The sequence below is a fragment of the Kribbella albertanoniae genome (assembly GCF_004348455.1).
GTDB classification, from domain to species: domain Bacteria; phylum Actinomycetota; class Actinomycetes; order Propionibacteriales; family Kribbellaceae; genus Kribbella; species Kribbella albertanoniae.
The window spans coordinates 1-12,808 of sequence record NZ_SMKA01000096.1 but is presented as its reverse complement, the minus strand read 5'-3'; the positions used below and the strand labels follow the sequence as shown (position 1 = coordinate 12,808).

The following is a 12,808-nucleotide window of genomic DNA, read 5'->3' as shown; positions in this document are numbered from 1 at the left end:
AACGCCTAGGGTGTTTGCATGCTTGCTGCTTATGCTGCGAAGTTCGACCCGGATGACCCGGTGGCCGCTCTCGAGGTGGGGGAGCGGCCGGAGCCTGAGGCGCGGGACGGGTGGGTGACGATCGACGTGAAGGCGTCGGCGCTGAACCATCACGACCTGTGGTCGCTGAAGGGTGTCGGGCTGGCTGAGGCGAACCTGCCGATGATTCTCGGGTGCGACGCGGCGGGCGTGGACCCCGACGGCAACGAGGTGGTCGTGCATGCGGTCGTCTCGGATCCGGAGTGGCGGGGGGACGAGACGCTGGATCCGAAGCGGTCGCTGCTGAGTGAGCGGTACGACGGGACGCTGGCCGAGAAGGTGTCGGTTCCGGCGCGGAACGTCGTACCGAAGCCTGCTGGGTTGAGCTTTGAGCAGGCGGCGTGTTTGCCGACTGCTTGGCTGACGGCGTACCGGATGTTGTTCACGCAGTCCGACCTCAAGCCCGGGGACACCGTGCTGGTGCAGGGTGCTGGTGGCGGGGTGGCGACCTCGCTGATCACGCTGGCGCGGGCGGCCGGGATCCGGGTGTGGGCAACCAGCCGGGACGAGGCGAAGCGGGCGAAGGCGCTGGAGATCGGCGCGCATGACGTGTTCGAGTCCGGGGCTCGGTTGCCGGAGCGGGTGGACGCGGTGATGGAGACGGTCGGGCAGGCCACCTGGTCGCATTCGCTGAAGTCGCTCAAGCAGGGCGGCACCGTGGTGATCTCGGGCGCGACGAGTGGACAGGCGCCGAAGTCGGCCGAGCTGAACCGGATCTTCTTCCTGCAACTCCGGGTCCAGGGCTCCACGATGGGCACCCGGACCGAGCTGGCCCAGCTCGTCCAGTTCATGGCGAACGCCGGGATCGAGCCGCACATCGACACCGTGCTCCCGCTGGCGGACGCGCGGGAGGGGTTCGCGAAGATGAATGCAGGTGACGTGTTCGGGAAGATCGTCTTCACTGTCTGACATGACCCCAGAGATCCGGGTGGCAACGGTCGAAGACGCCGAAGCCGCCGCGTGGTGCCACCTCCTGTGCTGGCAGGAGGCGTACGCCGGTCTCGCGCCGGTCGAACTGCTCGCCCAGCGAACCGCAAACGTCGCCCAGCGAATCGACCGCTGGGCCGAGGCAATCCAGTCCGGAAGGACCCGCTGGCTCGCCATCAACCCCGCCGCGGATCCGACCGGGGTGCGGGACCGGGTGGTCGGGTTCGCGAGCAGCAGCCCCGGGCGGGACGAGGATTCGCCGGTGCCGTTGGAGCTGCAGGCGATCTACACCCGCGCTGCCTGGTGGGGGACCGGGCTCGGGACCCGCCTGCTGGACGTTGCCATCGGCAAGGATCCGGCGTACCTCTGGGTGTTCGAGGACAACGAACGGGCGCTCGGCTTCTACCGCCGGCACGGGTTCGCGCCGGACGGGGCCCGCAAGCACGACGACTACTTCGATCTGTGGGAGATCCGGCTCGTTCGGACATGACGTTTCCTCCCGGAAACATGCGCGTCGCACCGGGGCAACGCACGTGACGCACGCTGTTCCTACCACTGGGAAACCCCCAGTGGATTCGATCCGCCCGATCGATGAGGGAGCAGGAGTGCCCATGAGGCCGCTTTTGACGGTGATCGTCGACCCCGCCGACAACTGGATGAGCCGCGCCGCGTGCGTCGGCCAGGCCCCGTCGTACGACGAGAGCGCCAGCCAGTGGGAGCAGCGCAAGGCGCAGGCGATCTGCCTGACCTCCTGCCCGGTGCTCGAGGAATGCCGCGAGTGGGCCCGCCGGACCAAGTTCACCGGCACCGCCGCCGGCGAGAAGTTCCTCTCCGGCCGCCGCCGAGGCCGCCCCGGCCCCCAGGAACGCCGTACCCGCATCGCCACCGTAGAAGAGCAGCAGGCAAGCTAACCCACCGGCCGGTTACGGCCCCGCCGCACGAGCCGGTACGACGTTGAGCACGGGGCAACCATGCGCTCGGCCGGCGGGTGGTTGATGGGTGCCCAAGGTGAGCCGGCCGGGCGACCTTGAGCACGGTTCGACCGTTCGGCGGGGTGTCCGATGGCTGGTGGAGTCTCAAGGTGATTCCCGGCCCGGCGCCGGTTCATCTCGTGGGTTCCCCCATGAGGTTGTGGGTTTTGCACCTGCATGGGGGTGGAGAACCCGCAAGCGGATGGGTTAACCCAGCAGATGGGGCGTGGCGTGGGTTAGGCGTTGATGAGTTCGCGGTGGGGTTCGGCGGGTGCGGCGGGCTTGCGGAAGGGGGCTTTCAGGGTGGCGGCCAGGTGGTGGCGGTTGTGGGTGGTGGCGATGACGGCGAGGACGAGGTAGATCGCGCACAGGATGTAGCGGCCGGTTTGGCCTGGTACGGCGAACTGGATCGCGAACAGGGCCAGTAGCGTCCAGGCGGCCCAGCGGGGGAAGCGCAGGCTGAGCAGAACCGCGATGCCGAGCAGGGTCTGGGTGGCGGTGAGGAGGAACTCCTCGACCTGCCGCCCGTCGAGCTGGAGAGCGGCCGAGCCACCGCCGAGGCCGTAGGCGATCGGGAGGCTGCCGATCAGCAGGGTCCACTGGTTCACCTTGGCCGAGATCAGCAGGCCGAGCGCCGCCGCGCCCTTACCGCGCCAGGCGAACAGGATCGCGATGATGAACTCCGGCGCCTCGGAGGCCAGCGGTGCCAGCCACTGGACGAGCAGGAACTGGTCGATGCCGAGCGCCTGACCGCCTTCGACCAACGAGTCGGCGAAGGGTTCCGCAGAGGTCAGGATGATGCCGGCCGCGACCACGAACATCCCGATCACCGCGATCCGCCGCTGCACGGTCGGCAGCCCGCCGATCCGCGCGGCCGGGCCGATCAGCTCCGGCTCGTCGTCGTGGCCCGAGACGGCGGCGCGGTACAGGTAGTAGGCGAAGAAGGCGAGTAGCGCGATACCGATCAGCAGGTGGATCTGACCGGTCACCGGGATCACGAACGCGACCACACCGGCGATGGCGAGGAAACCGAGCTCCCGGCGATAGCCCGACCCGAGAACGAGTTCGCGCACGGAACGTCCGCTCCGCCGTGAGGCGACGTACAGGCTGATCAGTACGACGCTCGACCAGCCGAGGCCGAGGAGGAGCCGGTTCGAGCCGGTCATGTTGGCGGCGGCGTACTGCACGTAGTCGGGGTTGCTGCCGGCGGTGTGCGCGAAGTAGAGGTCGACCGCATACTCCGGCAGGACGGCGATGACAGCGAGCAGCGCGATCGCCAGGCCGCCGGAAATGTCCACCTCCGCCGCCTCGGCCGCCCAGGCGAGCACGAACGCCGCCGCGACCACCGCGAGCCCGAAAACCAGGATCGAGGCGAGAGCCGGCGGATGGGTGCCGACCAGCCGCAACACGACGGCGGGAACCGCCACCGGCAGCAGCAACAGCACTGGGCGAAGCGCTCTGACCATGTCTCCAGGCTGCCACCGTTTTGATACTTTCGCAATTGCGAAAGTGTGAGAGCGTCGTCACCACGGCTCGGCGAGGTACTGCGCGGCCCGTTCAGCGGTCACAATGACTGCGCGATGACGACTTCGTTCCCCGAACCCACGAAGGCCCAGCTGGACTCCGCCGCCGGTACCTTCGCAATGCTGTCCGCCCCGGTGCGGCTGCATCTGGTCTCCCTGGCGGCCCAAGGCGAGTACGACGTCGGCACGCTGGCCGACCGCGTCGGCGTCAGCATCGCCACCGCCAGCCAGCACCTCGGCAAACTCCGCCTGGCCGGGATCATCACGGCCCGCCGCGAAGGCCGCCGGCACATCTACACCGTCGACGACCCGCACGTCCTCAACCTGGTCGACCAGATCTTCGAGCACATCGCCCCGGACGGCTCACTCGCGCCGGACCCACCTCGCCGTACGAGGCCTCCGCACACGGACTAGAGCACGTGCCGCAGGTACTGCGCGGGCTGCTTCAGGTAGGCCTGCCAGTTCTGGACGAGCTGGAGATCCTCCCACGCCGTACGGCGGATGCCCCACTCGCCGACCTCCAGAATCGTCGCGCCGGGCAGGGCGGCGATCACGGGGGAATGGGTCGCGCAGAGAACCTGAGAGCCGGCAGCGGCCAACTGGTTGAGCACACCGACCACGGCCAGGCTGCTGGAGAACGAGAGTGCCGACTCGGGCTCGTCGAGGCAGTAGAAGCCTTGGTAGATGAAGCGGTCGCTGATCAGGCTCAGGAAGCTCTCGCCGTGGCTCATCTCGTGGAAGCGCGGCTCGGGGCGCATGCCTGGATTCTCTTCCAGGTAGGTGTAGAAGCCGTGCATGGTCTCGGCGCGCAAGAAGAACCCGGCGCGTTTGCCGCCGACGCCGCGGGTGAGCCGCAGATCGTCGGACAGGGCTGACTCGGTGGCACGGGTGGTGTGCCGAGCGCCGGTGGACCCGCCCTCAGGAGACAGCCCGTAGGCGACGGCGATGGCCTCGACCAAGGTGGACTTGCCCGCGCCGTTCTCGCCGACCAGGAATGTGACGCCAGGATCCAGGTCCAGACCTTCGGTCAGCAGTTGCCGTACGGCGGGGATCGTGTGCGGCCAGGCGCCGGACGGACCAATGCCCTCCGCCGCGGCGACCCGGCGTACCGGATGAGTGGCGAAGGGCATTCGGTAAAGCTAGCAACGAGGTCCGACAGAATTAGTCGTCGTCATCGTCCAGCCGCGCGAGCCAGGTGGCGAAGCGCTCGATCGGGGTCTCGAAGTCGGGGTTCAGATCGACGAACTCGCGCAGCCGCTCGGCCACCCAGGCCAGCGAGACGTCTTCCTCGCCTCGCCGGCCCTCGAGTTCCTCGATCCCTCGGTCGGTGAAGTACACGTCAGCTGAAGGCCTGCTTCAGCAGCGTCTGCTGCTCCGCCGTGTGCGCACCCATCGAGCCGACCGAGGTCGCCGACATGGCCGGCCGGGAGACCCGGTAGAACGGCTTGCCGCCGAGGTGCTCGGTCAGGTTCAGCGCCATGAACGGCCACGGGCCCTGGTTCGCGGGCTCGTCCTGGACCCAGCGGATCTCGGTGACGTTCGGGTACTTGGCCAGTTCGGCGACGATCTCCTCGGCGGGCAGCGGGTACAGCTGCTCCATCCGGATGATCGCCGTACTGATCTTGTCCGGCTCGACCTTCTTGCGCTCGGCCAGCAGGTCGTAGGCGATCCGGCCCGAGGTGAGGATGACGCGCTCGACAGTAGCCTTGGTGGCCTCCGCCTCGGCGTCGCCCAGGATCGGCCGGAAGGTGCCGTGGGTGAGCTCCTCCGGCTGCGACACCGCCTCCTTGCGCCGCAGCAGCTGCTTCGGCGTGAAGACGATCATCGGGTTGTGCTCCTCGCCGAGCGTGTGCCGGCGCAGGAGGTGGAAGTACGACGCCGGTGTCGACGGCTGCGCCACGGTCATCGCGTTCTCGGCGCACAGTGCCAGGAAGCGCTCGATCCGCGCGGACGAGTGGTCCGGGCCCTGGCCCTCGTAGCCGTGCGGCAGCAGCAGCACGACACCCGACTTCTGGCCCCACTTCGCCTCACCGGCCGAGATGTACTCGTCGATGATCGACTGGGCGCCGTTCACGAAGTCACCGAACTGCGCCTCCCACAGCGTCAGTGCCTCCGGGCGTGCCACCGAGTAGCCGTACTCGAAGCCGAGAGCGGCGTACTCACTGAGCAGCGAGTCGTAGACGTAGAAGTTGCCCTGCTCGGTGTCCAGGTTCTGCAGGGGGACGTAGTCCTGCCCGTTGACCCGGTCGATGATCGCGGCGAACCGCTGCACGAACGTGCCCCGGCGGCTGTCCTGACCGGCGAGCCGGACCGGACGACCGGCCAGCAGCAGCGAGCCGAAGGCCGTCATCTCCGCCGACGCCCAATCGATCGGGCCCTGGGTGATCGCGGCGGCCCGGCGCTGCAGCTGCGGCAGCACCTTCGGGTGCACGGTGAAGCCCTCCGGCAGCGTGGTGTGCGCGTCGGCGATCTTCTTCAGCACCTCGGGCGTGGTCGCGGTCGCGTCCGGGCCCTGCGGCTTGTCCGGGTACTCCGGGACCGTCACGTACGGCGCGGGGGTGTCCGGCTGGCTCTTCGCTTCGCGGACCTCGATGAAGACCCGCTCGAGACGCTGCTGGAAGTCCCGCATCGCCTGCTCGGCCTCTTCGATCGTGATGTCGCCACGGCCGATGAGCGCCTCGGTGTAGAGCTTGCGGACCGACCGCTTCTGCTCGATCAGGTCGTACATCAGCGGCTGGGTGAACGACGGGTCGTCACCCTCGTTGTGACCGCGGCGGCGGTAGCAGACCAGGTCGATGACGACGTCCTTGTTGAACGCCTGGCGGTACTCGAAGGCCAGGTCGGCGACCCGGACGCACGCCTCGGGGTCGTCGCCGTTCACGTGGAAGATCGGGGCCTGGACCATCCGCGCCACGTCGGTGCAGTACATCGACGAGCGCGACGAGGCCGGCGAGGTGGTGAAGCCGACCTGGTTGTTGACGATCACGTGCACGGTGCCACCGGTGCGGTACCCGCGCAGCTGGGACAGGTTCAGTGTCTCGGCCACCACGCCCTGACCGGCGAAGGCCGCGTCACCGTGGACAAGGATCGGCAGCACCGGGAAGGCGGCACCGCGGTCGAGGAGGTCCTGCTTGGCCCGGACGATGCCCTCGAGCACCGGGTCGACGGTCTCCAGGTGCGACGGGTTGGCCGCCACCGACACCTTGATCTTGTCGCCGAACTCGGAGACGAACTCGCCCTCCGCGCCCAGGTGGTACTTGACGTCACCGGAGCCCTGCACGGTCCGCGGGTCGATGTTGCCGTCGAACTCGCGGAAGATCTGCCCGTAGGACTTGCCGACGATGTTCGCCAGCACGTTCAGCCGGCCGCGGTGCGCCATCCCGATGACGACCTCGTCCAGCCCGGCGCCGGCGGCCTCCTCGCAGAGCTCGTCCAGCAGCGGGATGGTGGTCTCGCCACCCTCGAGCGAGAAGCGCTTCTGGCCGACGTACTTGGTCTGCAGGAAGGTCTCGAAGGCCTCGGCCTCGTTCAGCTTGGCCAGGATCCGGAGCTGCTCCTCGCGCGGCGGCTTGGTGTGCGGCCGCTCGATCCGCTCCTGCAGCCACTTGCGCTGCTCGGGGTCCTGGATGTGCATGTACTCGATACCGGTGGTCCGGCAGTACGAGTCGCGCAGGATGCCGAGGATCTCGCGCAGCTTCATGAACCGCCGGTCGCCGCCGAAGGAGCCGGTGGCGAACTCGCGGTCCAGGTCCCACAGCGTCAGGCCGTGGGTGGCCACGTCGAGGTCCGGGTGACTGCGCTGCTTGTACTCCAGCGGGTCGGTGTCGGCCATGATGTGACCGCGGACCCGGAAGGCGTGGATCAGCTCGAGGATCCGGGCTTGCTTGTTGATGTCCTCTTCGTGGCTGTGCGGAAGGTCGGTGGCCCAGCGGATCGGCTCGTACGGGATCCGCAGGCTCTGGAAGATCTCGTCGTAGAAACCCTCCTGGCCGAGCAGCAGCTGGTGGATCCGGCGCAGGAACTCACCCGACTGGGCGCCCTGGATGATCCGGTGGTCGTAGGTCGAGGTGACCGTCATGACCTTGCTCACCGCGAGCTTGGCCATCGTCTCCTCGGCCGCACCCTGGTACTCCGGCGGGTACTCCATCGCGCCGACGCCGATGATGCAGCCCTGGCCGGTCATCAGCCGCGGCACCGAGTGCTGGGTGCCGATGGTGCCCGGGTTGGTCAGGCTGATCGTGGTGCCCTGGAAGTCCGGCAGCGCGAGCTTGTTGTCGCGGGCCCGCCGGACGATGTCCTCGTAGGCCATCCAGAACTCGGCGAACGTCATGTCCTCGGCGGCCTTGATCGACGGCACCAGCAGCTGCCGGGTGCCGTCCGGCTTCTGCATGTCGATGGCCAGGCCGAGGTTGATGTGGGCCGGCTGGACGTGCGTCGGCTTGCCCTCGGTCTCGTCGTACGACGCGTTCATCTCGGGCAGGGTCTTGAGCGCCTTCACCAGCGCCCACCCGATCAGGTGGGTGAAGGAGATCTTGCCGCCACGAGCGCGCTTGAGGTGGTTGTTGATGACGATGCGGTTGTCGATCAGCAGCTTCACCGGCACCTGGCGGACGCTGGTCGCAGTGGGGACCGTGAGGCTGGTCTCCATGTTCTGCGCGGTCCGGGCCGGCGCGCCGCGGAGGATCTTCCGCTCGGCGTCGGTGCTGGTGGCGGGCGCGGGCTTGGCCTGCGCCTTCGGCGGCTGGTTCACCGTTCCTCCGGTGGGGGCGGCGGGCGCGGTCTGGACCGGCGCGGGCTGCGTGGCCGGCTTGACTACCGGCGCGGAGGCCGGGGCAGCCGCTGCCGCGGGCTGGTTCGAGGCAGGCACGGACGGCGCGGAACCGCGGCTCGGGGCCTCAGGAGTTTTGTTGTCCGACACGGCATCGGGCCTGGGCGCGGCGTCGGCCGGGGTCGTCGTCACCGGCTTCGCGTCAGCCTCAGGTGTGTAGGTCTTGAAGAAGTCGAGCCACGCGGGATCCACCGAGTTCGGGTCCTGCTTGTACTTCTCGTACAGCTCGTCGACCAGCCATTCGTTAGCACCGAAGGCTGCAAGGGGATTTGAGTCTGATGGCTCGGTGGCCACTGGGCAGTTCGCCTCTTCCGATCTCGGGTCAGATACCGCGGGTTATGACTTGTGCAGTTATGGGTTGGTTCCCGAGGGCAAGGCTAATAGCACGGCGGTAAGTTCCACAGCCCGGGATCACCGGACCAGTGTGCCAAGTGGTCAGGAGCCGGCGCTGCGATCGTTCCAAGCCTGGAACACCGCGCAGGCAGGTGTTTCAGCGGTGCCGTCACTCCACTTCGGCTGGACGGCCGGACCGATGCTGTGATCAACTGCGGGACTCGTTGTACAGGTGGGATTCCGGCCGCCCGGGCGGTCACTTCGGGTGACGTCGCGGAGCGTGAATGGCCACTGTATGCAACCGCCCCGGCGCAGCAGGTGAATGTTCGATGCCGATGAAAATGTGGTGAAGCTCACCCCGTTCGTCAGTCCACTTGCCACCTATTGGCCTCCTCCCGTACGTCGTTCCTCCAGCACCTCCCGGACTTCCGGGACCGCGTGCTCGGCCGAGGCCGCGTGCGACCTCGGCGTCTGCCAGATCTTCTCGAGCAGCTGGATGAACGCCGCGGCGTCGGTCCCGGCGGCGAAGTCGAGGTCGATGAAGACCTTGGTGGAGTCCGTGGCCGGGCGGGTGATCCGGTAGCCGAGGACGTTGTGGTCGCGGCGGGCGCGATCGTAGCGGTCGAAGGCCGCTTTCCAGGTGGCGTAGTCGCCGATGGTGTTTTCGATGTGCAAAGTGATCATGTGGTCAGCGTGCGCGCGGCTGTGGCGCGTTCCCATCCCCCAAGCTGGGGATCTACGCTCGGAAGGTGCTGGACCGGGTGGAGCGGCTGTGCGCGGGGGACCTGGACGCCAAGGCGCTCCGGGAGCGAGTGCTGGCCGCGGTACGCCCGGTGGTGCCGTTCGACGGACACGTCTGGGTGCTGACCGACCCGGTGACCTGCGTCGGTACGGCGCCACTGGCCGACGTACCGGGGTTGTCGTGGCCGGCGCTGCCCGGGCTGGTGCGGTGGCGCTATCTGGAGCGGGGGACTCGCTGGACCGACCTGCGGGCGGCCGGTACGCCGGTCCGCACGTTCCGCGGCGAGTCGGCCGAGATTCTGACCGTGGCGTGCTGGGACCGGTTCGGGTGCTGGGCGTGGCTCGACCTGTGGCGTGCGACGCCGTTCACGCGGTCCGAACAGAACCAGATGGCCGCTCTGGCGCCCGTACTGACCGCTGGGTTGCGGCGGGCGCAGGCGCGCACCTTCGCCGCGCCGGTGGAGCGAACGCCAGGCGGCCCGGCGATCGTCGTACTGGGTCCTGATCTGACCGTCCGGGTGCGGACGCCGGCCGCTCTGGAGGCACTGGAGCGGCTGAATCCACCGGATGAGGCGATTCCGGCGATCCCGGCCGCGGCGTACAACCTGGCGGCCGCACTGATCGCAGCCGAGCAGGGGATACCTGTTGGGCCGGCGTGGTCCCGAGTGCATCTCGGGGCCGGTCGCTGGGTCACGCTGCGCGCGGCCCGGGCCAGCGGCCAGGCGGACATCGTGGTCAGCATCGAGGACTCGACACCTGCTGAGCGCCTGGAGGTCTTCGGGCTGGCGCACGGGCTGAGTCCGCGGGAGCGTGAAGTGCTGACTGAGTTGGCGACCGGGATCGATTCCCGCGCTCTGGCCGGGCGGCTGGTGCTGTCCCAGCACACGGTCAACGACCACGTGAAGGCCGTGCTGGCGAAGACCGGTACGGCGACCCGGGGCGCGCTTCTGGCCCGCGTCGCTGGGACGGGATAGGCGCTGACGGCATACTGACGCAATGGCATTGACGGACGAGGCGATCGTCAAGATCAAAGGGATGATCACCTCGGGGGAGCTCGGGCCGGGGGACCGGCTGCCGAAAGAGGCGGATCTGGCCGCGCGGCTGGGGTTGTCGCGGAACTCGCTGCGGGAGGCGGTCAAAGCGCTGACGCTGGTCAATGTGCTCGACGTCCGGCACGGCGACGGCACGTACGTGACCAGCCTGGACTCGGCGCACCTGCTGGACGCGCTGAACTTCATGGTGGACCTGCACCGCGATGACTCGGTGCTGCAGTTCTTCGAGGTACGGCGGTTGCTGGAGCCTGGCGTGGCTGCGTTGGCGGCGGCGCGGATCGGGGCCGAGCAGCTGTCGTCGCTGCGGCAACTGTGTGCGGATCTGCCGCCGGACGCGGGGGTCGAGGACCTGGTGGCGAACGACCTGCGCTTCCACCGCGGGATCGCGGAGGCGACCGGGAACCAGGTCGTCTGCTCACTCCTGGACGGCATCTCCGGCGCAACCCAGCGCGCCCGGATCTGGCGCGGCGTCACCCAGGCCGGCGCGGTCGAACGCACTCTCGCGGAGCACACGGCCATCCTCGACGCCATCGAGCTCGGCGACGCCGAGGCTGCGCGTGCCTGGATGACCGCTCACATCGCCGGCGTCGAGACCTGGCTCCGCCAAGCGCCCTGAAATCTGCTTGATGGGTGCGGTGGGTCGCCCTAAGGTAGGTGCTGTCACATTGCCTACGACAGGGGTGCAGGTTGCGCATCTGAGGTCTTCCTTCGACTGTTGATGACCGCTGCCCGGTTCTCGGGAGCTGTGCGGTCTCCTTGAAGACCTCTTGGAGCACCTGATGACCCATTCCCTGTCCTGTACTGATCTCTTTTTCGCCTGGCCCGACGGCGACGTGCTGTTCGACGGGCTCAGCTTCGTTGCCGGTCCGGTGCGATCCGGCCTGGTCGGGCGCAACGGCACCGGCAAGTCCACGCTGCTCCGGCTGATCGCCGGCCGGCTCAACCCGCAGCGCGGGACGATCCGGGTCAACGGCGAGCTCGGCTACCTGCCGCAGGACCTCACCCTGGACACCTCGTTGCGGGTCGACCAGGCACTCGGTATCGACACGATCCGGCGCGCCATCACCGCGATCGAGTCCGGCGACGCCTCGGAGGAGAACTTCGCGGCCGTCGGCGACGAGTGGGACGCCGAGGAGCGGGCCGAGGCGTTGCTCGGCAAGCTCGGTCTCGGCTCGATCGGCCTCGACCGGTCGGTCGGCGAGCTGTCCGGTGGCGAGACGATCCTGCTCGGCCTGGCCGCTGAGCTGCTGCGACGTCCCGACGTACTGCTGCTCGACGAACCGACCAACAACCTCGACCTGCGTGCCCGACGGCATCTGTACGACGCCGTTGACCAGTTCCGGGGTTCGTTGCTGATCGTCAGCCACGACCGCGATCTGCTCGATCGGGTCGACCAGATCGGCGAGCTGCGCAAGGGCGACATCACCTGGTACGGCGGCAACCTGTCGGCGTACGAGGAGGCGGTCGCGATCGAGCAGGAGGCGGCCGAGCGGATGGTACGAGCGGCCGAGTCGGACCTGCGCAAGCAGAAGAAGGACCTGATCGAGGCCCGGATGAAGTCCGACCAGCGGCAGGCGCGTGGTCAGCGTGCGTTCGAGAAGGGCGGGATCCCGAAAATCGTGGCCGGCAACCTGAAGCGCAATGCTCAGGTGTCGGCGGCGAAACACATCGGGATGCACTCCGACCGGCTGGAGTCGGCGCAGGATGCGCTGGCCGATGCCGAGGCGAAGGTCCACGACGACGAGACGATCCGCGTCGATCTGCCGAAGACCGCCGTACCGGCCGGACGCGTCGTACTGCGGCTCGAGCAACACGAACTGCGGACCGGCGCGCTGGTCGACCTGGAGATCCGCGGCCCGGAGCGGATCGCGCTCACCGGACCGAACGGCGCGGGCAAGACGACCCTGCTGCACTCGATCACGAACGGGTCGTTGCCGGTGGTCCCATTCCGGTACCTGCCCCAGCGGCTGGACCTGCTGCGCGACGACCTGTCGATCGTGGACAACATCGCATTGCTTGCCCCAGGCCACGAAAACCAGGAACGCCGGTCGCGCCTGGCCCGCTTCCTCTTCCGCGGCCGCGCGGCAGACCAGTTGGTCAGCACCCTGTCCGGCGGCGAACGCTTCCGCGCAACCCTGGCAGCCCTCCTGCTGGCCGAGCCCCCACCCCAGTTGCTGATGCTCGACGAGCCCACCAACAACCTAGACCTCGCCAGCGTCGCCCAACTCAAAGACGCCCTCGCCTCCTACCAAGGCGCCCTGCTGATCGCCAGCCACGACCTCCCCTTCCTCCGCGACATAGGCATCACCCGCTGGCTAGCACTAACCCCCGAGGCCTTGGAAACCATCGACCCCG

At 68.4% G+C, this 12,808-nt stretch carries 12 protein-coding genes; 7 read left to right on the top strand and 5 right to left on the bottom strand.

The annotated features are described in order from the left end of the window. Positions 1-18 precede the first annotated feature (18 nt). From E1261_RS20950 to E1261_RS20940, 3 genes are all read left to right on the top strand, one after another. Positions 19-987, top strand: coding sequence for a zinc-binding dehydrogenase (locus tag E1261_RS20950; RefSeq protein ID WP_132408952.1), 969 nt, complete (start codon positions 19-21; stop codon positions 985-987). Position 988: 1 nt separating this feature from the next. Beyond that, positions 989-1,495: a GNAT family N-acetyltransferase gene (locus tag E1261_RS20945; protein ID WP_132408950.1), complete on the top strand. Its 507-nt coding sequence runs from the start codon at positions 989-991 to the stop codon at positions 1,493-1,495. Between the two features lie 121 nt (positions 1,496-1,616). Further along, positions 1,617-1,916 (top strand): WhiB family transcriptional regulator, encoded by a 300-nt coding sequence (locus tag E1261_RS20940; protein ID WP_132408948.1) that lies wholly within the window; start codon positions 1,617-1,619, stop codon positions 1,914-1,916. Between the two features lie 296 nt (positions 1,917-2,212). On the opposite strand, the gene E1261_RS20935 is transcribed toward E1261_RS20940, so the two are convergent. Continuing rightward, a complete protein-coding gene (locus E1261_RS20935) occupies positions 2,213-3,442 on the bottom strand; it encodes a sodium:proton exchanger (protein ID WP_132408946.1) in 1,230 nt (409 codons plus the stop codon). 114 nt (positions 3,443-3,556) lie between these two features. Here E1261_RS20935 and E1261_RS20930 point away from each other — a divergent pair, with 114 nt between their 5' ends. After that, positions 3,557-3,913, top strand: coding sequence for an ArsR/SmtB family transcription factor (locus tag E1261_RS20930; RefSeq protein WP_132408944.1), 357 nt, complete (start codon positions 3,557-3,559; stop codon positions 3,911-3,913). On the opposite strand, the gene E1261_RS20925 is transcribed toward E1261_RS20930, so the two are convergent. From E1261_RS20925 to E1261_RS20915, 4 genes are all read right to left on the bottom strand, one after another. Beyond that, positions 3,910-4,629 (bottom strand): AAA family ATPase, encoded by a 720-nt coding sequence (locus tag E1261_RS20925; protein WP_132408942.1) that lies wholly within the window; start codon positions 4,627-4,629, stop codon positions 3,910-3,912. The two genes, E1261_RS20930 and E1261_RS20925, sit on opposite strands and share 4 nt — an antisense overlap. A 31-nt stretch (positions 4,630-4,660) precedes the next feature. Then, entirely contained in the window at positions 4,661-4,837 is a 177-nt protein-coding gene (locus E1261_RS45360) for a DUF6104 family protein (protein ID WP_165952583.1), read from the bottom strand. A 1-nt stretch (position 4,838) separates the two neighbouring features. Continuing rightward, entirely contained in the window at positions 4,839-8,621 is a 3,783-nt protein-coding gene (locus tag E1261_RS20920) for a multifunctional oxoglutarate decarboxylase/oxoglutarate dehydrogenase thiamine pyrophosphate-binding subunit/dihydrolipoyllysine-residue succinyltransferase subunit (protein ID WP_132408940.1), read from the bottom strand. Between the two features lie 420 nt (positions 8,622-9,041). Then, positions 9,042-9,344 carry a hypothetical protein gene (locus E1261_RS20915; RefSeq protein ID WP_132408938.1) on the bottom strand — a complete coding sequence of 101 codons (303 nt, stop codon included), beginning with the start codon at positions 9,342-9,344 and terminating at the stop codon, positions 9,042-9,044. A gap of 65 nt (positions 9,345-9,409) precedes the next feature. Between E1261_RS20915 and E1261_RS20910 the strand changes: the two genes are divergently transcribed. The 3 genes from E1261_RS20910 to E1261_RS20900 all read left to right on the top strand — a co-directional run. Continuing rightward, positions 9,410-10,375 (top strand): helix-turn-helix transcriptional regulator, encoded by a 966-nt coding sequence (locus E1261_RS20910; protein ID WP_202874885.1) that lies wholly within the window; start codon positions 9,410-9,412, stop codon positions 10,373-10,375. A 22-nt stretch (positions 10,376-10,397) separates the two neighbouring features. Beyond that, positions 10,398-11,069 (top strand): FadR/GntR family transcriptional regulator, encoded by a 672-nt coding sequence (locus E1261_RS20905; protein WP_132408936.1) that lies wholly within the window; start codon positions 10,398-10,400, stop codon positions 11,067-11,069. A 163-nt stretch (positions 11,070-11,232) separates the two neighbouring features. Beyond that, positions 11,233-12,808 (top strand): ABC-F family ATP-binding cassette domain-containing protein (locus tag E1261_RS20900; RefSeq protein ID WP_132408934.1); only part of this gene is annotated, 1,576 nt, incomplete at its 3' end.

What these genes read in the sequence shown, in the direction of transcription:
- E1261_RS20950 (WP_132408952.1), top strand. Translation starts at nt 19, where the DNA reads ATGCTTGCTGCTTATGCTGCGAAGTTCGACCCGGATGACCCGGTGGCC.
- E1261_RS20945 (WP_132408950.1), top strand. Translation starts at nt 989, where the DNA reads ATGACCCCAGAGATCCGGGTGGCAACGGTCGAAGACGCCGAAGCCGCC.
- E1261_RS20940 (WP_132408948.1), top strand. Translation starts at nt 1,617, where the DNA reads ATGAGGCCGCTTTTGACGGTGATCGTCGACCCCGCCGACAACTGGATG.
- E1261_RS20935 (WP_132408946.1), bottom strand. Translation starts at nt 3,442, where the DNA reads ATGGTCAGAGCGCTTCGCCCAGTGCTGTTGCTGCTGCCGGTGGCGGTT.
- E1261_RS20930 (WP_132408944.1), top strand. Translation starts at nt 3,557, where the DNA reads ATGACGACTTCGTTCCCCGAACCCACGAAGGCCCAGCTGGACTCCGCC.
- E1261_RS20925 (WP_132408942.1), bottom strand. Translation starts at nt 4,629, where the DNA reads ATGCCCTTCGCCACTCATCCGGTACGCCGGGTCGCCGCGGCGGAGGGC.
- E1261_RS20915 (WP_132408938.1), bottom strand. Translation starts at nt 9,344, where the DNA reads ATGATCACTTTGCACATCGAAAACACCATCGGCGACTACGCCACCTGG.
- E1261_RS20905 (WP_132408936.1), top strand. Translation starts at nt 10,398, where the DNA reads ATGGCATTGACGGACGAGGCGATCGTCAAGATCAAAGGGATGATCACC.